A 22,913-nucleotide genomic window follows, 5' to 3' on the forward strand; every position below is an offset into this window, starting at 1 on the left:
CACCCTTATCGTTGCTGTTAGTCATAAACATACCCGTTTGCCTATCCCTTATCGTAAGGGGGAAACGGTGTCCTGTCTTTCATGGGGCTCGTTCATTGAGTCAGTAGGGTGCAACGCCAATCTATAAGCAGCATAGGCATAGGGAGTGCTCAGTGTTCTGACTGCATCAGTTGTAAGATTGATGATTGAAATCGCATTGGCACGCGAGTTCGCGACACATGCCGTTGTGCCGTCTCGACTGATTACGATTTTAGCCGGGCCATTCCCAGCTGTAATATGACGAATAATCTCCCCGTTTCCCTTACGCGTCACATAAGTAGGCACCTTGAAGTACTTGGCCGTCTCCAGGCTGTTGGAACCGTCCAGCGATACCCAGGCTTTGACCGCAACCTCGCTGTTGTTCTCCAAGCCTGACAAATAGCTGGCGGGTATCAGGTCGAGCGTGCGTCCGGCATTGAATTCCGCGGATGTCACGCCGACCGCAAGCCGCAGGTCGCGATTGGTCGTGCTGAGTAACTGAATCCACACGGGTTGCCCGGCTCTGAAGAACGGCCATTTATCAATCCGCACGTTGTTCGCCACTGCCGTATTGATCGCCCCACCCGAGGCTTCGGGGATACTGACCAGTTCGAATTCCTGCTCTGGCAGCTCTTCGACCTCCAGGGTCAATTCCCGCGACTGGGTGATGGCGTTGTCGCGGGTCACCTCGAAAAATACCCGGCACTTGCGACCCAGGTTCGCCCCCACGAATACGTTGGACGTGGTGAACGTGATGTACTCCTCCCCCGCATCAGGGATGCCGGGTTTCATCGGGATATTCGGTGTTCCAATCCCAGTGCCGCTTTCTCCGATGATATGTACTTTGACGTTATCGCTGGCGAGCATGGCATAGGTCACGCGGACAGTGACAACGGCAGGACGCGGCGGCAGGACATGTAGGGGGTTGATCGAGGCGAGGCTGGGCGGCTTGATCGGGGTAGACTCCAGTACGACCGGTTCTGGCAACTCCAGTGCGCTGCCTATCGTAATCACCAGATCATGGGAGATGAGTTGGCGTGGCTGTCCAGGCGCATCGACCGTGTAGTAAAGGCGTGCCGAGCCGTTCAGGTTGTTCAGGACGATAGTTCGAGGAATCGTGAAGGGCAGGTCTGCCCCCAACCAGTTTGAATCGATCAGGAAGGCGATTGGCGGATTGCTGCCGCCCGCCTTGCTCCCTTCAAAGTGCAGGGTAACTACGGCATTCAGTACAAAACTGGCATGGTGGTGAACGGTGACGTTCAGGTTGGCCTTGCTGACGAGCGGGTCGAACACATGATTTGGCGGCACAGCCTGCCGGGTGGTCGGGGCACGCAGTGAGGCCTGGGTCTCGCCGATACTCAGCTCGAGTCGACGTGACGGCGGCCGATTGTTGACTTTGTAATAGGTAATGAGAGAGCCACCTTCCAGCTGGGCGATGGGCCCGCCGGGTCCGTTGGGCAAGTCAAAGTAAATGTCACCGATGCCTGCCATATCGCTGTATTCGGCGTAATAAGACCTGCCATTGGCGAAGGTACCTTCCAGTACCAGCGTGACGCGATCACTGGATAGCTGGCCGGGGTAGGTCTTGATGAGCACTTCAAACGGATTGACGGTGGGATCAGGCAGCGTGCCACCCATGGCCGCCTCGACAATGGGCGCTGCCAGGCCGACCTCGCCAGGCGTGCCGACGATGTTGACGTTGGCACCTCTGGAGTCGCGCGGTAGAACGCCTGTGCGTATGCGCTGATAGGTCAACTGAATGCGACCGTTGACCAGCGGCAGGATGTCTGCGAACGGCCAGGGGATCTTCGCGGTGACGATGGTCGGTGATACGACAGGGAAATCGTAAAATGTGATGATCCGGATACCCTCAGCGGTGAGGCCGTTGACCCTCACACGAATCGTATCGCCGGAGATATAACCTTCATTGCGCACGGGAACAATAATGGTCGCCGGTTCGCCACCGAGGCTATCGGCATCGAGTTGATCGTTACCGTCGGGATCCTGTTCGGCCTCATCAATATAGGCTTCACGCAGCAGCGGCTGCGCCCCATCGTCAAGGCGCACCGTCAGTTCTTGTTCGGGTGAGAACCCGAGGGACGCGTTGCCTACCTCGTCGAATAGGTTGTATTCACAGATTTTTACCCCGCTGCCCACGGTGGCCCAGGTGTTCGCGTAGACCCATATGGTAATGGGCGCAGTACCCGCTGCTTCAAATTCGCTGACACGGTGTTCAACCACGACTCCGCCTATGCTTAGGCGAATGCGATCTCGCACCTTGCGGCGGTTGGCGACGGGCGCCGAGGAATCCACCGGGTAATAGTCGATGATCACCGGTACGCCTTTACCCGCGGTGTCGCTGTCCACGCCAAATTGTATGACGTCGTCGGGAAATATCGGTTTGGGCAGGTTTTCGTTTTGCCATGTGCTGGCTATCGGGTCGCGTCCACCGGGGTGTTCGATATCAACTTTGATGTTGAAGCGTTTGGTCTGTTGAGTGTTGCCTCCCAAAGGAGTTACGAATGCCTGTAGTGCATTGCCTGCCTCGCTGATGAAATGCTTGCTGGGCACATACAGGACAATTTGTGTGCCTTTGAGGGCTTCGTCTTCGGTCACGGTGTGAAAAACAACCCGTTCGTCGTTGAGCATCAACTCGATGAAGTCGTTTTCTGCCTGGTTCAGGTAGCTGAACAAAATGCACGTGACACCTTTTTCATTCACCTCCAGCGCCGCCCGGTTGAGCCCGCCGTCGAAACTGACGACAGGGGTGCTCAGCGTCGGCAGGTACAGGGGAAGATCGGCGAACGGCGTCTGGCGAAACGATTGAGGGGTCAATGTCGAGCCGTCGACCTGAGGCAGCGTGAAACCTTCCGATCGCGGCTCGTCCGGTTCGCGGGCACTGAATTCATCGCTTGGAGGATCGTAGGGCAACACGGGCAAAGCGTTGTCGGCGGGGATGAGCGCTTGATCATCGGAGTCTGTGGCCATGATCGTAATCCTGTCTGAGCAGTTGATTGGACGACTGACGCGAGGCGTCGGCACGCTCAATTCAACGTCCTGAACCCGGGACTGCCTAGCTGTGAGAAATGACAGTGCCGACGAATGGTGAACCCGACTTGTCCGTCAGCTAAAACACCACCAACGACACTGAATCCCCGCCGATATTGGCCACGTAGCCGTGGGAATCGTCTGGAGCCACCACCAGCCCGCGCGGCTTGTTAAACCCGGCATAGCTGCCAATCACCTGTCGCGAGCGCGTATCGATAATGCCCAGCAGGTCGCCATCGGTCTGCGACACGTAGGCCCGATCACGCCCGCGTTCGAAGGCGATGTCGTAGGGGCCCAGCAACCCGGTCAAGGTCTGCTCGATGCGCTGGGTCGAGGTGTTGCCGATCGTGACGCTGCCGCCTTCGCGCGCGCTGATATACACCTGAGAGCCACGGGGGTTATGGGCAATGGCGACGGGGGCGGAGCGGGTGTCGGCGCTGTTGATCAGGCTGTTGGTCGGCAGATTGATGATGGACCAGTCGAAGAATGTGGCCACGTGTGCGCGGTTGTTATCAGGGCTGACGGCGACATCGATGGGCGCGCGCACCGGGATCGAAGCCACGCGTTGGTGGTTGCTTGTGTCGATGACGACCAGGCGCGATGCACCTTCATCGGCCACATACAGGCGCGAGCCGTTGGCATTGAAGCGAATGCCTCGGACGGTGGTGAACCCGGTCAGCGTGTCGATCAGCGAATAGTCCCGCGTGCTGTAGAGGCGAATCGGGGTATTGGTGGCGCTGCTGTTGTCGGTCACATACAGACGCTCGGCCGTTGGATGAATGGCCAGGCGCAACGGCGAGCCCGGCACCTCGAAGCTGTCGATGACGCGGTTACGCAGGGTGTCGATGACCCAGATCGAAGTGCGGCCGAAGGTGCAGGCGACGTAGAGCCGCGTACCGTCCGGGCTGAGCGCCAGGGCGTTCGGCGAATTGCCCACCGGGATTGTGGCGAAGATGCCCACGGTGTTGCTTATGCGGTAGTCGACAGGGCGAAAGGCGATGGCGAAATCCTTATGGGCGCTGCCGTTCAGCGATACCCGCGCCTCAACCCGCAGGGTGCTCTGGGTCGGCAAGGATTGCAGATGATCGGCGGGTAAGCGGACTTCCACGCGTTTGGCATTGAACTCCGCGGCGCTCAGCGGCATGCCGTCGCGCAGCACCCGATTGGCCGCGGCCTTGATTTCGAGCCACACCGGCTGCCCGGTCCGCATGAACGGCCATGCCTGAATCACTGCACTATGCGCCACGTTGGCGTTGATGATGCCGTTCGACGCCTGGGGCACGTTGACCAGGTCCAGCACTTGTTCGGCCAGCGGGTCGATGGTCAAGGTCAACACCTGGGAGATGCTGGTGGCACCGGCACGGGTCACGGTATAGGACAATGCAGCGTCTCTGCCCAGGTTGGCGGCAATCACCCGATTACTGATGATGAAGTCGACATAACCTTTCATCGGGTCGCCTGGCCGTGGATTGATGACGGGCGTTCCGAGCCCGTAGGTGCCGGTGAATCTGGGCTGGATATCATCGCTGGCCAGCATCGGCTTGTAGCTCACCCGAAACGTGCAGACCGGCGGCTCCAGCACATGTTGCGGGTTGAGCCGGGCGGTGGAGGGGTCGGCGATGTTGATCGTGCTTTCCAGAATATGCGGCACCGGCAGTTGCAGACCGCTGCCGACGCTCATCACCAACGCCTGGGAATAACGGGTGCGCTGGCCGGCGTGCTCCACCCGATAGTAAATGCGCGCCGAGCCGTTGAGGTTGGCCACGACAAACACCCGTGCGATGACAAACGCCAGGTCCTGCCCGACCCACGGCCGGGTGATAGGGAACCGGTCCGGTGGGGCGCTGCCGCCCATGGCGCTGCCTTCGACGTACAGGGTGACCGTGGCGCCTTCCGTGAAAGCGGCATGCGCCGCAACCCTCACGTTGGCATTGCCTCGGGATTGCTCGGGGTCGAAGTTGAAGGCAGGGGCGGGTGCTTGCAACACCTCAGGCGCGGGCAGGGCGTCCTGGGGCTCGCCGATGTTGAGTTGCAGAATGGCCGACGGTGGGCGCCCCCCGGCGGTGTTGATGTAGTAGTAGAGCATCAGCTCGCCGCCATCGAGCTGGCGGATGTCACCGTCGATCCCATTGTGCAGTTCGAACACGACGCTGCCTTCGCCGGCCGGCAACCCGTGCTCCTGATAAAAACGGTGGCCGTTGGCGTAGGTGCCTTCCAGCACCAGCGTGACGCGGTCAAAGGGCTTTTGGCCGGTGTAAGCCGCGATCGTAACGGTCACCGGGTCGGTCAAGGGATGCAGAACGCCGCCGCTGGCGGCCGGCACTTGCGGTGCCACGAGGCCGGTTTGTTCGGGGGTTCCGCTCACTTGGACGAAGGTGTTTTCCGAGGGGCGGTTGACTTGCCCTGTGCGAATTCGCTCATAACTCAGTTGGATCAAGGCGCCGATAAGCATACGCACGTCAGCATTGGGCCATGGGACGTCGACGAAAGGCGTTGTGGTCGATGTGATACTGGCATCGTAGGTCTGTTCGACATCGACACCTTCCGGCAAACGCCCGCGAATGGTCAGTCGAAGACCGTCGCCCGACGCCCAGCCTTTTCCCTCGACAGCCACCCTGAGGGTTGCGTCTTTGCCTGCCAGCGTGTCCGCATCCAGCGTGCCGGTCGGTGCTTCGACAATCTGGGCGGCGTCCAGCAACCGTTCGTTGGGATCCAGCCGCACTTCGATCAGTTGCATCGGCGAGCGCCCCGACGCGTAGTTACCGACCTCATCGATGACATCGTAGGCGCAGGCCTGAAAGCCACTGCCGATGCGCAGCCAGGTGCCGTAATAGACCGTGATTGAAATCGGGTTGCGGCTGCTGGCCTCATTCTCTGTGACGATGTGCTCGATGATTTGCCCGCCGATGATCAAGCGAATGCGATCGCGTACCGCCCGGTAGGTACTGGGAGGCCGGTTGAGGTCCAGCGGGTAAAAGGGGATTCTCACCACCACCCCACGCCCGGCTGCGGCCGAATCGATCAGGACCTGCGCCGGTTGCGGTCGCGACAGTTGTTCATTGACCCAGGGCGGGCGGGTAACGGGGTCGCTGCCGGTTGGCGCCACGGTGTCGATCTTGAGGGTCAGGCGTTGGGTTTCTTCTACGCGGTGATCGAGGTGCGTCACCCGGAAAAATACGGGCCCGGCCGCGCCGTCGACCAAGCGGGCCAGGGAGACGTGCAGGGTAATCGCCTTTGCTTCGCGCGCTTCTTGCTCGGTTACGGTATGGAAGTCGACCGGGACCAGCAGGTCGCTACAGAACAACTCGATGAAATCGCCTTCAAGCTGGCCTGCGTAGGCGCGCAAGATGCAAATCAGGCCCGCGCTGCCATGGCTCTCCAGCAGCAGTTGATACACGCCGCCGGAGAAGCCCACGACCGGGGTCGTCAGGCCGGGAATATAAGGCGACAACTGCGCGACGAAAGGGGGCGCGTTGCGGTCTGGAGCCATGGTTTTCACCTCGTGCTGGGCCAAGGAGCCAAAAAGGTCCGGGGCACACAAGGATTGAACGCAGAAGGGCAGCGAGCAGGCTAGCTGTTAGAAATGACAGTGCCGACAGGCGGTAGCGGCCCTCGGCAGCCGCTAGCCTTGGCGGTTCCAATGCCTGAACAGCGGCTCCGCCAGAAACAACACGAACAACAAGCGCATCACCTGCATTGCCGTCACCAACGGCACCGACAGTTGCAGGGTTTCCGCGGTCAAGCTCATCTCGGCAATACCACCGGGCATCATGCCCAGGGTCAATGAGCGCAGGTCCAGTTGGGTCATCGCACTCAAGCCCACGGCGGCCAGCGTCGCCAGCACCATGGTCAAGGCGGTGCCGATCAAGGTGCGCGCCATGAACGACGGCGCACTGCGGAAGAACTGACGATTGAAGTGGCAGCCCAACCCGCTGCCGATCAGCCACTGGCCGATCTGGCTGCCGCCGTCGGGCAGGCCGATGTGCAGGTCCCACGCCACACTGGCGGTGGCACTGACCAACAGGGGCCCGAACAACCATGGGTTCGGCTGACGCAAGCGTTGCCAGCCCCAGGCCACCAGCGCACCGGCGGGAAACAGCAGCGCCAGCCAGGCCCAGCTCACGGGGGCGGGATGAAACTGCGGCGCGCCACCGTCCAGCACATACTTGAAGATCGCCGGTACGCACAGCACCACCACCAACACCCGCAAGCTTTGCCCCGCCGCGACCCGGCTGAGCACCGCGCCATTGCGTGCGCCGAGGTTGACCATCTCGCCGGAACCGCCGGGCATGCTGGAGAAAAACGCGGTGGCGCGGTCTTCGCCGCTGCGGCGCATCAACCACACGCCGACCACGCTCGACAGGCTGGTGACCAGCGCGCCGAAGAAGATCAAACCGAAGTGGCTCATCACCTGTTCGATCACCAGCGGAGTGAAGTGCAGGCCGATACCGATGCCCACCACCCATTGGCCGCCTTTGCGCCCGCCGGGAATCTCCGCCAACTGCCACGGCGTGAGGCAACGCACGAGAATGATCGCCAGTAGCGAACCGACCATATACGGCAACGGCCAGCCGACCAGGCTGGCCAGGTAACCGCCGGCCAGGCCGACCAGCGGTGTTCCCCACCAGTGTTTAAAGCTGGCCTCAGACATCGGCCACGGCACGACGCTGCAACGCACGTTTGCGGTAGATGCGCGCCAGCGGTAACAGCAGCATCACGGCGGTCAATACCCAGACGCCGAAGGTGATCGGGCTGGACCACAGGATCTCCAGCGCACCGTTGGAGATCGACAGCGCGCGGCGCAGGTTCTGCTCCATCAGGCCGCCGAGGATAAAGCCCAGCAACACCGGCGACAGCGGGAAGTCGAGCTTGCGCAGGATGTAGCCGAAGATGCCGATACCGATCATCAGGAACAGATCGAACGTGGTGGCGTGAACCGCGTACACGCCGATCGCGGTAATGATCGCGATCACCGGCACCAGCGCCCAGTTCGGCACGGCGAGGATGCGCGTGAAGATGCGGATCATCGGGATGTTGAGGATCACCAGCATGATGTTGGCGATGAACAACGAGGCGATCAGGCCCCAGACGATATCCGGTTGCTGTTGGAACAACAGCGGGCCCGGCGTGATGTTGTACAGCGACAGGGCGCCGATCATCACCGCGGTGGTGCCCGAACCCGGCACGCCCAGGGTCAGCATCGGCACCAGCGCGCCGCAGGCGGAGGCGCCGATGGCGGTTTCCGGTGCCGCCAGACCGCGCATGTCACCCTGCCCGAATTTACCGCTGGCCCCGGCCAGGCGTTTCTCGGTCATGTAGGCCACGGCTGACGCCAACGTCGCGCCGGCGCCGGGCAATACGCCCATGATGAAACCCAGCAGGCCGCACCGGATGTTCACCACAAATACCGACGAGGCTTCCTTCAGGTTAAACATCATCCGCCCGGTGGCTTTCACTGCTTCCTGGCCACGGTGGGTTTTTTCCAGCAGCAACAGGATCTCGCTGATGGAGAACAGGCCCAGCACCAACACCACGAACTGGATGCCGTCGGTCAGGTGGATGTTATCGCCGGTAAAGCGGTACACGCCGCTGTTGGCGTCGATGCCCACCGCCGACAGGAACAGGCCGATCAGCGCCGCGACAAAGGTCTTCAGCGGTTTATCGCCGGCCATGCCGCCGAGGCAGACAATCGCGAACACCATCAGTACGAAATATTCCGCCGGGCCGAAGGCAATCGCCCACTTGGCCAGCAGCGGGGCAAACAGCACCATGCCGCAGGTGGCGATAAACGCGCCGATGAACGAACTCCACGCCGACAACGACAAGGCCACACCGGCCAGGCCTTTGCGGGCCATCGGGTAACCGTCGAGGGTGGTCATCACGGTGGAGGCTTCGCCCGGGATGTTCAGCAGGATCGAGCTGATACGCCCACCGTATTCGCAGCCCAAGTACACGGCCGCCAGCAGGATCAACGCCGACTCCGGCGGCAGGCCCAGGGCGAACGCGATGGGGATCAGCAGCGCCACGCCGTTGATCGGGCCCAGGCCCGGCAGCAGGCCGACCACGGTGCCGATCAAGGTGCCGCACAGCGCGGTCACCAGGTTGTAGGGGGACAGTGCCACGCCGAAGCCCTGGCCCAAATAGCCGAAAGTATCCATATCAGTTCTCCAGAACGTCGAGCAGGCCGAGGGGCAGCGGAACATCCATGGCTTTATCGAACAGCAGATAAAGGCCGACGCTCATCAAGGTGATGATCACCGCACCGGGCAACCAGCGGCCGCCATACAGCCGTGCCATCGGAATGCCGATCAACATGCTGCTGAGAATGAAACCGAGGGATTCGAAGGTGGCGGCAAACACGATCAACAGCGCCACGCAGATGCCGATCTTGATCAGGGTGGCGCGGTCCAGCGCGGGTTCTTCCTCAGTGTGTTTGGTCGGCTGCGGGCGAAACAGCATGTAGATCAGCGCCAGGCTCATCAGCCCAAGCATCAGCAGCGGGTAGGCCCGAGGCCCCACGGGTTCGTAGGAAAACGACGCCTGGTAGGGCCAGGCCATCAAGGCCAGGCCCGCGCAGGCCAGCAGCAGCGCGGCGGCGAATATGCGTTGTAAGAGCATGTTGAACTCCTGGGCCACGCCCCTGGTTCAGCAGGGCGTGGCCGTGCGACAGAGGGGCGATTACTGGATCAGGCCGAACTCTTTGGCCAGCACTTTGTAGTCCGCTACCTGCTTCTTCACGTAGGTGTCCAGCTCCGGGCCGGTCATGGCGAACGGGAACAGCTCGCGCTGGTCACGCAGCTTGGCGAAGTCTTCGGAGGCCAGCAGTTTGTCGAAGGCGTCTTTCCACCAGGCGTAGTCGGCATCGCTGACTTTTGGCCCAAGGTAGAAACCGCGCACCACTGGCCAGACGATGTCGTAGCCTTGCTCTCTGGCGGTCGGAATATCCTTCATTTCCGGCTCGTCCAGGCGCGCTTCGGAGAACACCGCGAGCAAGCGCATGTCTCCACTCTGGATATGGGGCATGGAATCGGAGATGTCGGTACTGCCCACCTGGATGTGGTTACCCATCAGCGCGGTGACAATTTCACCGCCACCTTCCAGCGCCACATAGCGCAGGTCGCGCGGGTTGATCCCGGCGGCCTTGGCGATCAGCGCGGTTTGCATCCAGTCCTGGCTACCCACGGTGCCGCCGGAACCGATGACCACTTTGCTCGGATCTTTCTTCAGCGCCTGCACCAGGTCGTCGAGATTTTTGTAAGGCGAATCGCTTTTCACCGCGATGGCGCCGTAGCTGGTGCCGACCGCCGCCAGCCAACGCACGGCGCTTTCATCGAAGCGCCCGAACTTGCCCTGGGCCAGGTTCAACAGCGAGCCGCTGGACCAGGCCACCAAGGTGCCGCCGTCTGCAGGGCGCTGTGCGACCACGGCGTTGTAGGCCACTGCGCCCACGCCGCCGGGCATGTAGGTCACGCGCATCGGCTTGCTCAGCAGCTTCTGGTTGACCAGCGCGCTTTGCGCCAGTTTGCAGGTCAGGTCAAAACCACCGCCAGGGGAGGCCGGGGCGATGCATTCCGGGCGCTTGGGTTCGTCGGCGGCCAGCAGTTGGCCGGCGAACAGCATGCAGCCGGCGGCGAGGGCGAATTTACGCAATGAAAGGGTCATGGTTATCTCCATCGTTGTTGTTATGAGTGGCTATTACCAGGCACTGCTTACCAGAGCGCGACGCTGTAACTGACCAGCAGGCGTACTTCATCCGCATCACGCGCTGAATAGTTGGAACGATAGGTCGCATTGCGCAGGCGCACGGCGACATCCTTGAATGTGCCGCTTTGCACCACGTACTTGATCTCGCTGTTGCGTTCCCACTCCTTGCCGGTCTCGCCGTTCTTGAGCTTGATATGGTCACCCGACAGGTAGCGGCTCATGAAACTCAGGCCGGGAATCCCCAGCTTGGCGAAGTCATAGTCGTAGCGTGCCTGCCAGGAGCGTTCCTCAGCGCCGGCAAAGTCGTTGATCTGCACGAAGTTGACCAGGTACGGGTCGCTGCCATCCACATACGGAAACGCACTGTCGCCGGACATGTGCTGGTAGCCGGCGCTGAGCTTATGGCCATTGAGGGCATAGCTGAACAGGCCGTTGAGGGAGGTGTTGTCGATCTTGCCGCCGCGGGCGGCGCCGGTGTCGTCGCTGATCGCCAGGCGCAGATCGGTGGCGAAGGTGCCGGGGCCCATCGGGCGCGCAGCCACCAGGCCGAGGAAGTGCTGGCGGTACACGTCGTCGAGTTGGGCGAAGTGATAGCTGCCGGTGATCTTGTCGGCGAACTTGTAGTCCACGCCGCCGAAATTGAAGTGCTTGCCGGTGGCGCCGCTGAGGAAACGGCTGTTCTTGTTGTTGAGGGCGATGTCCTCGTAGTTGGTGTCGTCGCGGTCCTTGGCCTTGTCGAGACGGCCACCGGTGAACACCAGGTTCTTGAACTCTTTCGAGGTGATCAGGCCGCCGTTGAAGGTTTGCGGCAGGATGCGGCCGTCGTTGGGCTTGAGGATCGGCAGCTCGGGGATCAGCGCGCCGACTTTCAGTTCGGTGGCGGAGATCTTCACTTTGCCGGTCAGGCCCAGCTTGGAATACTCGTTGGCGGCGCGGCCATCGTCGTGGGTGGGCAGCAGGCCAGTGCCGGTGCGGTCGGGGCTGGAGTCGAGCTTGACGCCGAGCATGCCCAGCGCATCCACGCCAAAGCCGACGGTGCCATCGGTGTAGCCCGATTGCAGGTTGAGCATGAAGCCCTGGGCCCATTCGTCGCGCTTGGATTGCTGGGCGCTGGTGCCGTCGCGAAAGTCGCGGTTGAAGTACATGTTGCGGGTTTCCAGGGTCGCGCTGCTGTCTTCGAAGAAGGCGGCTTGGGCAAGCGGCGAAAAGCCGGCAAGGGTGGCGGCGCTGGCAAGGGCGGTTTGGGTCAGGCGGGAAAAACGCACAGGCGTGCAAGCCTGGGGCTGTGTCGACAGCATCGTTGAGTACTCCGTTATTGTTCTTATTTGACGAAAACGCTTCGAGGCGTTTTTCGGGCGCTACGGATCAGGCAGCTCGGCGGGCATGGCCTACCGTGGCTGGATGCTAAAGGGTGAAGCTTTCACTAACCTTTCAGTTGCCTTTCAATGTTTTCGGGCTTCACAGCCCAGGCGGCGCCTGTAAACTGCCTCGCAGAGCGTGGCGCCGACCACCCCCGAATGAGGTAGAAATCCATGCGTGTCCTCCTGGTTGAAGACCATTTGCAACTGGCCGAAAGTGTCGCCCAGGCGCTCAAGAGCACGGGTCTGACCGTCGATGTGCTGCACGACGGAGTGGCCGCGGACCTGGCCTTGGGCAGTGAGGAATACGCCGCGGCGATCCTCGATGTGGGCTTGCCGCGCATGGACGGTTTCGAGGTGTTGGCGCGTTTGCGGGCGCGTGGGAAAAATCTGCCGGTGCTGATGCTGACAGCGCGCAGTGATGTGAAAGACCGTGTGCATGGCCTGAACCTGGGCGCCGACGATTACCTGGCCAAGCCGTTCGAGCTGACGGAACTGGAGGCGCGGGTCAAGGCGCTGTTGCGGCGCAGCGTGCTCGGCGGCGAGCGCCAGCAGGCGTGCGGCGTGCTGGTCTACGACCTCGACACCCGCCGCTTCACGGTCGGCGGCGAGCTGCTGACCCTCACGTCCCGCGAGCAAGCCGTGCTTGAAGCGCTGATCGCGCGCCCGGGCCGGGTGATGAGCAAGGAGCAACTGGCCGCCCAGGTGTTCGGCCTCGATGAAGAAGCCAGCCCGGATGCGATCGAAATCTACATACACCGCCTGCGCAAGAAACTCGACGGCCAGCCCATCGCCATCGTCACCTTCCGTGGCCTCGGCTACCTGCTGGAAGCGCGCGATGCATAAGCCCAGCAGTCTGCGCTGGCGGCTGCTGTGGAACCTGGCGTTGTTGCTGGTGCTGTTGATGGTCGCCAGCGGCATGAGCGCCTACTGGAACGGCCGCGAAGCCGCCGACACCGCCTATGACCGCACCTTGCTGGCCTCTGCACGCACGATTGCCGCCGGCCTGACCGAGGTCGACGGCAGCTTGAGCGCGAATGTGCCGTATGTGGCCCTGGACACCTTTGCCTACGACAGCGCCGGGCGGATTTATTACCAGGTCAATGACATCGACCAGAAGCTGATTTCCGGTTACGAAAACCTCCCCGGCCCGCCGCCTGGCACGCCGCGCACTGATGATTACCCGGCATTGGCACGGTTTTACAACGCCACGTACCAGGGCCAGGCCGTGCGCGTGGTGAGCCTGCTCAAGGCGGTCTCCGAACCGAACATGAACGGCATGGCGGAAATCCGCGTGGCCGAGACCGATGAAGCTCGCGTCAGCATGGCCCGCAGCCTGATGGCCGACACCTTGCTGCGCCTGGGCATGCTCGCCATCGGCGCGCTATTGCTGGTGTGGTTTGCCGTGAGCGCGGCGTTGCGCCCGCTGGAGCGCTTGCGCACGGCGGTGGAAGAGCGCCAGCCCGACGATCTGCGGCCGTTGCCGCTGGTCGAGGTGCAGCTCGAGTTCGGCCCGCTGGTGCGTTCCATCAACCATTTCACCGAACGCCTGCGGGGCCAGTTCGAGCGCCAGGCACAGTTTATCGCCGATGCGGCCCACGAACTGCGCACGCCGCTGGCCGCGCTCAAGGCGCGCCTGGAACTCGGCCTGCGCGCCGAAGACCCGGCCACCTGGCGCAGCACCCTGGAAACCGCCGCGCAAGGCACCGACCGCCTGACCCATCTGGCCAATCAATTGTTGTCCTTGGCGCGCATCGAAAACGGCGCACGGGCGATTGCCGAAGGCGGGGCACAATTGCTCGACCTCAGCCAACTGGCCCGCGAACTGGGCATGGCCATGGCGCCGTTGGCCCATGCGCGTGGGGTCGCGCTGGCGCTGGAAGCCGACGAGCCGGTGTGGCTGCGCGGCGAACCGACGCTGCTCAACGAGCTGTTGAGTAACCTGGTGGATAACGCCCTGGCGCATACGCCGCCTGGCGGCAATGTGATCCTGCGCGTGACGGCACCGGCGGTGCTGGAAGTGGAAGATGATGGCCCGGGCATTCCGCTGGACGAGCGCGACCGCGTGTTCGAACGCTTCTATCGCCGCAGTCAGCAGGGCCTGGGCTCCGGTCTGGGCCTGGCGATTGTCGGCGAAATCTGTCGCGCGCATCTGGCCCAGATCAGTCTGCATGATGGTGAACCGACGGGCTTGAAAGTGCGCGTCAGTTTTGTCGCCGGTTGATCAGTAGAACATCGACCGCGCTTCATCCAGTTCCGCACGCACGCTGTCGCTGTAAAGGTCCAGGCGCAGTTTCTTGACTGCCGGCAGGTTGGTGATCGGTACATCCGCCAGTGGATGCGCGGTGCCGCGATGGCAATACAGCACGGCGACTTGCACCAGGTCGATATAGTCGAGGCTGGCGGAGTCGCGTTCCAGGTCCAGGTATTGGCCCGGCAGCTTGACCAGCATCTCCGGGAAGTCCCAGCCACGCAGGAGTTTGTCGCCGAGCATTGGGTGACTTTTCTCGATCATGTGGTTGAGGCTGACCGGGTCAGAGAGCAACTCGTAATGGTCTTCGGCATAGGTCAGGATCGGCAGCACACCGATCTGGTGCACCAGGCCTCCGAGCGCTGCCTGGTCCGGCTTGAGCTGGCTGTGGCTGCGGCACAGCGCGTAGCTGACGCCCGCCACTTCCAGGCTGCGGCGCCAGACGTCGCGCATTTTCTGTTCGATCACTTCGGAACGGGCGTGGAAGATCTGCTCCATCACCAGGCCGATCGCCAGGTTGCTGCTGTAGTTGGTGCCCAGCCGGGTGATGGCGGTGTGCAGGTCGGTGACTTCCTGCGTCGCCCGCAACAACGGGCTGTTGACCACTTTGATCAAGCGCGCCGACAGCGCGGTGTCGCGACCGATCACTTTGCTCAAGTGGCTGATGCCGATTTCCGGGTCTTCGGCGGCCTGACGAATGCTCAGGGCCACTTCCGGTAATGTCGGCAGAACCAGGTCATCGTTGTCGATGGCCGCAATCAAAGCCTGTTGGACTTTTTCCGCCAGCTCGTTCATTCATGCTCTCTAAGGTGTTGCAAAGGGGTGCGACGATCAGTGCTGGATCTCTCGATCACGATCCAATTGGTAGGGCAGGTCAAGTAGTTGCAAACCGGGACCTTCGAGGGTGCCTAAATGCACATCACCACTCTCGGCTGCTTCGGCTTGCAGAACCGCCAGAAGTTCCACCATTTGGTCAGCTTTTGCCGCGATCACCACTTCGCCGATCGAGCTGTTGTGGCTGGGAGAAAACAGCGGCGTGCCGGGCTCGGGCAATTCAGCGGCATTCAGGCTCAGGCGGTACAGGCGACGCTTGAGTTTGCCCAGGTATTGCATGCGCGCGACGATTTCCTGGCCGGTGTAGCAGCCTTTCTTGAAACTGACGCCGCCCACGGCCTGCAGGTTGAGCATCTGCGGGATAAACAGCTCGCGGGTCTGCGGCATGACCTGGCCGATACCGGCGCGCACCTGGCCCAGCAGCCAGTCATTCAAGTCAGCCGTTTGCAACTGCGCGGCCAATTGGCTGCGCACAGCTTCGGCTTGCTCGGCGGGCGCCCAGAGTTCGACGCGACCAGGGGATACGCGGATGGCGATCAATTGTTCGCTGCGGACGACGCTGTCGGTCGCGGCCGGCAGTTCCAGGCCCAGGCTCGCCAGGGCATGATCCGCGTTCGCCAGGCCGAAACGTGCCCAGGCGGCGCTTTCGTCGGTGAGTTTGGATTTGGAGAACACCGCGTATTTCTTCAGGTCGGCCAGTTGCGGTTCCAGCAGCTCGGTGGCCATGGCCAAGAGCACGCCATCACCTTGCAGCAGGATGCGAAAGCTCGACTGCATGCGCCCTTTTTGCGTGCAGCGCGCGCCGAGGCTGGCCTGGGTGTCGCTCAGGTAGTTGAGGTTGCAGGTGAGTTGGCCCTGCAGGAACTTGGCAGCGTCGGCGCCGCGGACGGCGAGAACGCCTTCGTGGGTCAGTGGGCAGAAGAAAGCAGAGTCGGCCATGGGTCATCGCAGGTCAAAAAGTCTAGGTGCATCATAGAGGGGCGCCCGACAAATGGATAGTTTCTGTAGGGGGCGACCAAAGCCGACTGTTCCGCTGCCTTGGGGCCTGTATACTTGCAATCTATTTGAGGAGCGTTCCATGGTCGAAGATGTAGAACTCAATCGCCTCTACTGGCACAGCCGTCGCGGCATGCTTGAGCTGGACGTGTTGCTGGTGCCATTCGTCAGAGAGGTTTACTCGACCCTTAACGAGGTGGATCGCAAGTGTTACGTGCGCCTGCTGGAATGCGAAGACCAGGACATGTTCGGCTGGTTCATGGAACGCGCTGAATCGGAAGACCCGGAGCTGCAGCGCATGGTTCGGATGATCCTGGATCGTGTCCAGCCCAAGTAATCCCGCCTTCGAATGCCGCTGGCAGGCCTCGCGGCTGTTGCTGGCGGCCTATCTCCTGGCCCAGTCGTCCGCACTGGGTGCGCTGCTGCTTGTCGATTTGCCTTATTCAAGCCTTGGCCTGTTGCTGTGCCTGGCTCACGCCGCCTGGGTTATCCCGCGCCATATCCGGCTGACTCACCGTTCGTCGATTCGCGGCCTGCGCCGTGACGAAAGCGGGTGGCAGTTGTGGAGCGAAGCGCGCGGCTGGCACCGCGTGCAACTGCGTCCCGACAGCCTGGCGTTGCCGTTGATCGTGGTGCTGCGCTATCGGGTGCAGGGCGAATGGGCGGTGCGGTCGATCTGTGTGCCCAAGGATTCGCAGGCCGCCGATGTACACCGGCGCCTGCGGGTTCGCCTGAAGTTCAGTCGGCGTAGGTGGTTGGCACCAGAATAGTATCGCGGGCCTCGGGCAGCATCTGCGGGTAGTCGAGGGTGTAATGCAGGCCCCGGCTTTCCTTGCGCTCCATGGCCGAGCGGATCATCAGCTCCGCCACTTGGGCCAGGTTGCGCAATTCGATCAGGTCGCGGCTGACTTTGTAGTTGCTGTAGAACTCGTCGATCTCATCCAGCAACAGTCGCACGCGGTGTTGTGCGCGTTGCAGGCGTTTGTTGGTCCGCACGATCCCTACGTAGTCCCACATGAAGCGTCGCAGTTCGTCCCAGTTGTGGGCGATGATCACGTCTTCGTCCGAATCGGTCACCTGGCTCGCGTCCCAGCGGGGCAGGGCGGCAGGGACGGGGATCTGCGGCAGTTGTTCAAGGATGTCCGCTGCCGCCGAACGCGCATAGACGAAACATTCGAGCAGCGAGTTGCTGGCCATGCGGTTGGCGCCGTGCAGGCCGGTGAAGCTGGTTTCGCCGATCGCGTACAGGCCGGGCACGTCGGTGCGCCCGTGTTGGTCGACCATCACGCCGCCGCAGGTGTAGTGCGCGGCCGGCACCACCGGGATCGGGCCTTTGGTGATGTCGATGTTGAAGGCCAGGCAGCGCTCGTAGACCGTCGGGAAGTGAGTCTTGATGAACGCTTCGGGCTTGTGGCTGATGTCCAGGTAGACGCAGTCGATGCCCAGGCGCTTCATTTCATGGTCGATGGCGCGGGCGACGATATCGCGCGGGGCCAGTTCGGCGCGCGGGTCGAAGCGTTGCATGAAGCGCTCGCCATTCGGCAGTTTCAGGTGCGCGCCTTCGCCGCGCAGGGCTTCGGTGATCAGGAAGCTCTTGGCCAGCGGGTGATACAGGCAGGTGGGGTGGAACTGGTTGAATTCCAGGTTGGCCACCCGGCAGCCCGAGCGCCAGGCCATGGCGATGCCGTCGCCACAGGCACCGTCGGGGTTGCTGGTATAGAGGTAGACCTTGGCCGCGCCGCCCGAGGCGAGAATGGTGAAGCGCGCACCGTAGGTGTCGACTTCGCCGCTGTTGCGGTTGAGTACATAGGCGCCGAGGCAGCGCTCGCCCGACAGGCCCAGGCGTTTCTCGGTGATCAGGTCGACGGCGACCCGTTGCTCGAGCAGTTCGATGTTCGGGCGTTGGCGGGCTTGTTCGAGCAGGGTCCTGAAGATCGCGGCCCCGGTGGCGTCGGCGGCGTGGATGATGCGGCGATGGCTGTGCCCGCCTTCGCGGGTCAGGTGGAACTCGAAGCCGCCGTCATCGCTGCCGGCGTGATCGTCACGGGTAAACGGCACGCCCTGGTCGATCAGCCATTGAATGGCTTCGCGGCTATGTTCGACGGTAAAGCGCACCGCATCTTCGTGGCACAGGCCGCCGCCAGCGTTGAGGGTGTCTTCGACGTGGGACTGCACCGTGTCGGTGTCGTCCAGCACGGCGGCAACACCGCCCTGGGCCCAGAATGTCGAGCCATTGGCCAGGTCGCCTTTGCTCAGCACCGCAATGCGCAGGTGGCTGGGGAGGGTCAGCGCAAGGCTCAGGCCGGCTGCGCCGCTGCCGATCACCAGGACATCGTGTTGAAACTGTTGGCTCATTTGAAGGATTCCGCAAAAAGCGATCCACAGGGGCTGGCGCAAACAGGACGCCTGGATCGGCGAATCAAAGGGTCACACGGGCTACTAGTATATAGAGGGGGGGAGCGGCACAATAGCCGCGCATTCGTGGCAATGTGAAATTACGGTGCACGGCCAAGGTAAATGGACCGGTTATTGAAGTGGGAACTTTTTGCATAAGCCCCGACTCAATAGCAGGTTGCCCGAAAGCTGGGAAAACGTTGAGTTTATTGGCCCGTCGGGAGCATTGGACGCGTCAGGAAACCGGCGACAAGATTATTCGCGCAGCCGGCATTGCCCGCGCTGCGTTTTTCGTGTGTGCCAAATCAGTGCATGCCGGAAACTTGCTTGGAGGGGAGAACTTTTGCGGAAAGTCCGAGTCTATGTTTGCAAGCCTGATCGTTCAGTTATGCAAGCCTCCTTCAAGTACAACGAGGAGTGTTCATGCTAACCCAGGAAGAGGATCAGCAGCTGGTCGAGCGCGTTCAACGCGGCGACAAGCGAGCTTTTGATCTGCTAGTGCTGAAATACCAGCACAAAATTCTCGGGTTGATCGTGCGGTTTGTGCACGACACCCATGAAGCGCAGGACGTTGCACAGGAAGCCTTTATCAAGGCATACCGTGCGCTGGGCAATTTCCGCGGTGACAGCGCGTTTTACACGTGGCTCTACCGCATCGCCATCAACACGGCGAAGAACTATCTGGTGTCTCGCGGACGCCGCCCACCAGATAGTGATGTCAGTTCGGAAGATGCAGAATTTTACGATGGTGATCACGGCCTCAAAGATCTCGAGTCGCCGGAGCGTGCATTGCTGCGCGACGAGATCGAAGGCACCGTTCATCGCACTATTCAGCAACTGCCAGAAGATTTACGGACGGCGTTAACTTTACGTGAATTCGATGGTCTGAGTTATGAAGACATTGCGAGCGTCATGCAGTGTCCGGTGGGGACTGTAAGGTCACGGATTTTCCGGGCCCGGGAAGCCATCGATAAAGCCTTGCAACCGTTGTTGCAGGAAAACTAAAGACAGCGGCGACAGCCAAGAGAGGAACCGCCATGAGTCGTGATGCCCTGCAGGAATCGCTGTCCGCAGTGATGGATAACGAAGCGGATGAACTGGAACTTCGTCGGGTGCTCAATGCATTCGGTGATGCCGAAACCCGTGATACCTGGTCTCGTTACCAAGTCGCTCGGGCGGTGATGCACAAGGATCTTCTAATCCCTCGTCTGGATATTGCTGCGGCCGTTTCTGCTGCACTGGCTGATGAAGCCGTTCCGGCAAAAGCTGCGCGGGGGCCATGGCGTAGCCTGGGTCGCCTGGCAGTGGCCGCTTCGGTGACTGTTGCCGTTCTGGCTGGTGTTCGCCTGTACAACCAGGACGAAATCGCCGGTGCCGAACTGGCCCAGCAGACTCAGCAACCGATCATGGCTGGCCCGCAAGTCAAGGGCCCCGCCGTACTGGCAGGCTACAAGGAAAGCTCCGACACTACCGGCCCGATGGCGAACGGTGTGCTTCAAGGGCAATCCGGCTGGCAGGATCAGCGTCTTCCAGGCTACCTGCGCCAACACGCACAGGAATCGGCCTTGAAAGGCACTGAAAGCGCTCTGCCTTATGCTCGCGCGGCAAGCCTGGAAAACCGTTGAACCGTTGAGGAGCACTATGCGCGCCATACCGCTCCTTACGCTTTTGCTCAGTGGTTGGTTTGCACTCCCCGCCCACGCCGATGATGCCCAAGACTGGTTGACTCGACTTGGGCGTGCTGAGCAACAGCAAAGCTTCCAAGGTACGTTCGTCTACGAGCGTAACGGCAATTTTTCTACCCACGACATCTGGCATCGTGTCCAGGACGGTCAGGTTCGCGAGCGGCTTTTGCAGCTCGACGGTTCGGCTCAGGAAGTCGTGCGGGTAGACGGTCGGACGCAATGCGTCAGCGGCACTCTTGTCGCCGGCCTCGGCAATTCGCGTGATGCCCCTTCACGTGCGCTTGATCCGCAAAAAATCGCGCAATTCTACGAACTGGCCGTCATCGGCAAATCTCGCGTGGCCGGTCGAAATGCGGTGATTGTGTCGATCACTCCGCGTGACCAATACCGCTATGGTTTTGAGTTGCACCTGGACCGCGAAACTGCGTTGCCCCTTAAATCCCTGCTGGTGAACGATCAGGGGCAGTTGCTGGAGCGTTTCCAGTTCACGCGATTGAACACCTCGGTCACGCCGGATGATCGCGACTTGCAACCCACTGGCGATTGCACGCCTATTGCAGTGGCCACGGCTAAAGCGCCCGAGGTGCAACCTGCCCAGGACTGGCATCTGGAATGGTTGCCGCCGGGTTTCCAGTTGACCAGCAGCAATGCGCGCAAAGACACCCAGACCAAAGCGACGGTCGACAGTCGGATGTATGAAGATGGGCTGGCGCGGTTTTCGGTATTTCTTGAGCCGATCGGCGAATCCGGCGTTACCGAAACCCGTACCCAGTTGGGCCCGACGGTGGCGGTGTCGCGTCGGCTGAATACGGTGGATGGCGAAATGATGGTCACGGTAGTGGGCGAAATCCCCATGGGCACCGCCGAGCGCATCGCGCTGTCGGTGCGCGGTGAAAAAAAACCAGCCGCCAAGCCGTGAATCGTTAATCTTATGTTCATCCTGGCCTTTCACCCTACGTCCATGCGAGGTTGGCTGCCGAGCGTCATGAAATGTCCGGTCCAGCATTTTCACTTGCAAAAATCTCTCATATTTTTTATAGGTCAGGGCTTGTCGGCGCTGACCATGTTTTGTTCGCGGAACGGAGATGTCGGTCACAGTTTCCGGCGTTTCCAGAACCCTGTCGCCCAACCCTGCTCGTCGTAACGGGAGCTGTATGTCGATACCACGCTTGAAGTCCTATTTATCCATAGTCGCCACATTGTTGGTGTTGGGTCAGGCCGTGCCCGCGCAAGCGGTCGAGCTGCCTGATTTCACCCAATTGGTCGAGCAGGCCTCGCCTGCCGTGGTGAACATCAGTACCACGCAAAAACTGCCCGAGCGCAAAGTCTCCGACCAGCAGATGCCGGACCTGGAAGGCCTGCCGCCGATGCTGCGCGAGTTCTTCGAGCGTGGCATGCCGCAACAACGCGCGCCCCGTGGTGGTGGCGGTGGCCAGCGTGAAGCGCAGTCCTTGGGCTCAGGCTTCATCATCTCGCCCGATGGCTACATCCTGACTAACAACCATGTGATTGCCGACGCTGACGAGATCCTCGTCCGTCTGGCTGACCGCAGCGAGTTGAAAGCCAAGCTGGTCGGCACCGACCCACGTTCCGACGTGGCGTTGCTGAAGATCGACGGCAAGGACCTGCCTGTGCTGAAACTGGGCAAGTCCCAGGACCTGAAGGCCGGGCAATGGGTCGTGGCGATCGGTTCGCCGTTTGGCTTTGACCACACCGTGACCCAAGGCATCGTCAGCGCCATCGGCCGCAGCCTGCCCAACGAAAACTACGTGCCGTTCATCCAGACCGACGTACCGATCAACCCAGGTAACTCCGGTGGCCCGCTGTTCAACCTGAACGGCGAGGTGGTCGGCATCAACTCGCAGATCTACACGCGCTCCGGTGGCTTCATGGGCGTGTCGTTCGCCATCCCGATCGACGTGGCCATGGACGTTTCCAACCAACTCAAAAGCGGCGGCAAAGTCAGCCGTGGCTGGTTGGGCGTGGTGATCCAGGAAGTGAACAAGGACCTGGCCGAGTCCTTCGGCCTCGACAAGCCGGCCGGTGCGCTGGTCGCTCAGATCCAGGACGACGGCCCGGCAGCCAAGGGCGGCCTGCAAGTCGGCGACGTGATTCTGAGCATGAACGGCCAGCCGATCGTCATGTCGGCAGACCTGCCGCATTTGGTGGGCGCGCTCAAGGCGGGCAGCAAAGCCAAGCTGGAAGTGATCCGTGAAGGCAAGCGCCAGAACGTTGAACTGACCGTCGGCGCCATTCCGGAAGAAGGCGCGACCCTTGATGCCCTCGGTAGCGCCAAGCCGGGCGCCGAGCGCAGCAGCAATCGCCTGGGTATTGCCGTGGCCGAGCTGACGGACGAGCAGAAGAAGGCCTTCGACCTGAAAAGCGGCGTGGTGATCAAGGAAGTGCAGGACGGTCCTGCCGCGTTGATCGGCCTGCAGCCAGGCGATGTGATCACTCACCTGAACAATCAGGCCATCGACAGCACCAAGCAGTTCACCGACATCGCCAAGGCGCTGCCGAAGAACCGTTCGGTCTCGATGCGCGTCCTGCGTCAGGGCCGTGCCAGCTTCATTACCTTCAAGCTGGCTGAGTAACACCGGCGCATCAAAAAGCCCCGCCCTCGTT

General features: G+C 61.5%; 18 protein-coding genes. 8 read left to right on the forward strand and 10 right to left on the reverse strand.

What is annotated here, in order from left to right; translation table 11 throughout:
- Positions 1–48: 48 nt before the first annotated feature.
- The 7 genes from C8K66_RS03535 to C8K66_RS03565 form a co-directional block, all read right to left on the reverse strand.
- The gene (locus tag C8K66_RS03535) at positions 49–3,006 is read right to left on the reverse strand and encodes a hypothetical protein (RefSeq protein ID WP_108524271.1); all 2,958 of its coding nucleotides are present in this window, start codon (positions 3,004–3,006) and stop codon (positions 49–51) included.
- A 139-nt stretch (positions 3,007–3,145) separates the two neighbouring features.
- Positions 3,146–6,556, reverse strand: a complete 3,411-nt coding sequence (locus C8K66_RS03540; protein ID WP_108524272.1) for a YncE family protein — start codon at positions 6,554–6,556, stop codon at positions 3,146–3,148.
- A gap of 132 nt (positions 6,557–6,688) precedes the next feature.
- Positions 6,689–7,717 carry an AbrB family transcriptional regulator gene (locus C8K66_RS03545; RefSeq protein WP_108524453.1) on the reverse strand — a complete coding sequence of 343 codons (1,029 nt, stop codon included), beginning with the start codon at positions 7,715–7,717 and terminating at the stop codon, positions 6,689–6,691.
- Positions 7,710–9,224, reverse strand: coding sequence for a tripartite tricarboxylate transporter permease (locus C8K66_RS03550; protein WP_046384377.1), 1,515 nt, complete (start codon positions 9,222–9,224; stop codon positions 7,710–7,712). Before C8K66_RS03550 ends, C8K66_RS03545 begins: the two co-directional genes overlap by 8 nt.
- Before the next feature lies 1 nt (position 9,225).
- Positions 9,226–9,684 (reverse strand): tripartite tricarboxylate transporter TctB family protein, encoded by a 459-nt coding sequence (locus C8K66_RS03555; protein WP_046384376.1) that lies wholly within the window; start codon positions 9,682–9,684, stop codon positions 9,226–9,228.
- A gap of 60 nt (positions 9,685–9,744) precedes the next feature.
- Positions 9,745–10,734, reverse strand: a complete 990-nt coding sequence (locus tag C8K66_RS03560; RefSeq protein WP_164887021.1) for a tripartite tricarboxylate transporter substrate binding protein — start codon at positions 10,732–10,734, stop codon at positions 9,745–9,747.
- Between the two features lie 41 nt (positions 10,735–10,775).
- Positions 10,776–12,068, reverse strand: coding sequence for an OprD family porin (locus C8K66_RS03565; RefSeq protein ID WP_046384374.1), 1,293 nt, complete (start codon positions 12,066–12,068; stop codon positions 10,776–10,778).
- Between the two features lie 234 nt (positions 12,069–12,302).
- Between C8K66_RS03565 and C8K66_RS03570 the strand changes: the two genes are divergently transcribed.
- Together C8K66_RS03570 and C8K66_RS03575 are read left to right on the forward strand one after the other, a co-directional pair.
- Positions 12,303–12,974 carry a response regulator gene (locus C8K66_RS03570; protein WP_017844905.1) on the forward strand — a complete coding sequence of 224 codons (672 nt, stop codon included), beginning with the start codon at positions 12,303–12,305 and terminating at the stop codon, positions 12,972–12,974.
- Positions 12,967–14,352 carry a sensor histidine kinase gene (locus C8K66_RS03575; protein ID WP_017844906.1) on the forward strand — a complete coding sequence of 462 codons (1,386 nt, stop codon included), beginning with the start codon at positions 12,967–12,969 and terminating at the stop codon, positions 14,350–14,352. Before C8K66_RS03570 ends, C8K66_RS03575 begins: the two co-directional genes overlap by 8 nt.
- Here the strand turns inward: C8K66_RS03575 and C8K66_RS03580 are convergent, their stop codons facing one another.
- Positions 14,353–15,174: an HDOD domain-containing protein gene (locus C8K66_RS03580; RefSeq protein WP_017844907.1), complete on the reverse strand. Its 822-nt coding sequence runs from the start codon at positions 15,172–15,174 to the stop codon at positions 14,353–14,355.
- A 36-nt stretch (positions 15,175–15,210) separates the two neighbouring features.
- Entirely contained in the window at positions 15,211–16,152 is a 942-nt protein-coding gene (locus C8K66_RS03585) for a folate-binding protein YgfZ (protein WP_108524273.1), read from the reverse strand.
- A 139-nt stretch (positions 16,153–16,291) separates the two neighbouring features.
- On the opposite strand from C8K66_RS03585, the gene C8K66_RS03590 reads away from it, so the two are divergent.
- Positions 16,292–16,546, forward strand: coding sequence for a succinate dehydrogenase assembly factor 2 (locus C8K66_RS03590; protein ID WP_057004969.1), 255 nt, complete (start codon positions 16,292–16,294; stop codon positions 16,544–16,546).
- A complete protein-coding gene (locus C8K66_RS03595) occupies positions 16,530–16,979 on the forward strand; it encodes a protein YgfX (protein WP_017844909.1) in 450 nt (149 codons plus the stop codon). Before C8K66_RS03590 ends, C8K66_RS03595 begins: the two co-directional genes overlap by 17 nt.
- Here the strand turns inward: C8K66_RS03595 and nadB are convergent.
- The gene (gene nadB, locus C8K66_RS03600; protein WP_017844910.1) at positions 16,948–18,564 is read right to left on the reverse strand and encodes an L-aspartate oxidase; all 1,617 of its coding nucleotides are present in this window, start codon (positions 18,562–18,564) and stop codon (positions 16,948–16,950) included. The two genes, C8K66_RS03595 and nadB, sit on opposite strands and share 32 nt — an antisense overlap.
- Positions 18,565–19,026: 462 nt before the next feature.
- On the opposite strand from nadB, the gene rpoE reads away from it, so the two are divergent.
- The 4 genes from rpoE to C8K66_RS03620 all read left to right on the forward strand — a co-directional run bounded on the left by rpoE (position 19,027) and on the right by C8K66_RS03620 (position 22,882).
- A complete protein-coding gene (gene rpoE, locus C8K66_RS03605; protein WP_003172477.1) occupies positions 19,027–19,608 on the forward strand; it encodes an RNA polymerase sigma factor RpoE in 582 nt (193 codons plus the stop codon).
- A gap of 32 nt (positions 19,609–19,640) precedes the next feature.
- Complete coding sequence (locus C8K66_RS03610; protein ID WP_046384370.1) at positions 19,641–20,228, forward strand: sigma-E factor negative regulatory protein; 588 nt, start codon at positions 19,641–19,643, stop codon at positions 20,226–20,228.
- 16 nt (positions 20,229–20,244) lie between these two features.
- Positions 20,245–21,207, forward strand: coding sequence for a MucB/RseB C-terminal domain-containing protein (locus C8K66_RS03615; RefSeq protein ID WP_046384369.1), 963 nt, complete (start codon positions 20,245–20,247; stop codon positions 21,205–21,207).
- Between the two features lie 235 nt (positions 21,208–21,442).
- Positions 21,443–22,882 (forward strand): DegQ family serine endoprotease, encoded by a 1,440-nt coding sequence (locus C8K66_RS03620; RefSeq protein WP_108524274.1) that lies wholly within the window; start codon positions 21,443–21,445, stop codon positions 22,880–22,882.
- The last annotated feature ends 31 nt before the right edge of the window (positions 22,883–22,913 follow it).

The organism is Pseudomonas sp. GV105 (assembly GCF_003058185.1).
In the GTDB taxonomy this organism is placed as follows: Bacteria; Pseudomonadota; Gammaproteobacteria; order Pseudomonadales; family Pseudomonadaceae; genus Aquipseudomonas; species Aquipseudomonas veronii.

Bases quoted from the DNA above. Each gene is read 5' to 3' on its own strand.
- C8K66_RS03535 (WP_108524271.1), bottom strand. From the start codon at position 3,006: ATGGCCACAGACTCCGATGATCAAGCGCTCATCCCCGCCGACAACGCT.
- C8K66_RS03540 (WP_108524272.1), bottom strand. From the start codon at position 6,556: ATGGCTCCAGACCGCAACGCGCCCCCTTTCGTCGCGCAGTTGTCGCCT.
- C8K66_RS03545 (WP_108524453.1), bottom strand. From the start codon at position 7,717: ATGTCTGAGGCCAGCTTTAAACACTGGTGGGGAACACCGCTGGTCGGC.
- C8K66_RS03550 (WP_046384377.1), bottom strand. From the start codon at position 9,224: ATGGATACTTTCGGCTATTTGGGCCAGGGCTTCGGCGTGGCACTGTCC.
- C8K66_RS03555 (WP_046384376.1), bottom strand. From the start codon at position 9,684: ATGCTCTTACAACGCATATTCGCCGCCGCGCTGCTGCTGGCCTGCGCG.
- C8K66_RS03565 (WP_046384374.1), bottom strand. From the start codon at position 12,068: ATGCTGTCGACACAGCCCCAGGCTTGCACGCCTGTGCGTTTTTCCCGC.
- C8K66_RS03570 (WP_017844905.1), top strand. From the start codon at position 12,303: ATGCGTGTCCTCCTGGTTGAAGACCATTTGCAACTGGCCGAAAGTGTC.
- C8K66_RS03575 (WP_017844906.1), top strand. From the start codon at position 12,967: ATGCATAAGCCCAGCAGTCTGCGCTGGCGGCTGCTGTGGAACCTGGCG.
- C8K66_RS03580 (WP_017844907.1), bottom strand. From the start codon at position 15,174: ATGAACGAGCTGGCGGAAAAAGTCCAACAGGCTTTGATTGCGGCCATC.
- C8K66_RS03585 (WP_108524273.1), bottom strand. From the start codon at position 16,152: ATGGCCGACTCTGCTTTCTTCTGCCCACTGACCCACGAAGGCGTTCTC.
- C8K66_RS03590 (WP_057004969.1), top strand. From the start codon at position 16,292: ATGGTCGAAGATGTAGAACTCAATCGCCTCTACTGGCACAGCCGTCGC.
- nadB (WP_017844910.1), bottom strand. From the start codon at position 18,564: ATGAGCCAACAGTTTCAACACGATGTCCTGGTGATCGGCAGCGGCGCA.
- rpoE (WP_003172477.1), top strand. From the start codon at position 19,027: ATGCTAACCCAGGAAGAGGATCAGCAGCTGGTCGAGCGCGTTCAACGC.
- C8K66_RS03610 (WP_046384370.1), top strand. From the start codon at position 19,641: ATGAGTCGTGATGCCCTGCAGGAATCGCTGTCCGCAGTGATGGATAAC.
- C8K66_RS03615 (WP_046384369.1), top strand. From the start codon at position 20,245: ATGCGCGCCATACCGCTCCTTACGCTTTTGCTCAGTGGTTGGTTTGCA.
- C8K66_RS03620 (WP_108524274.1), top strand. From the start codon at position 21,443: ATGTCGATACCACGCTTGAAGTCCTATTTATCCATAGTCGCCACATTG.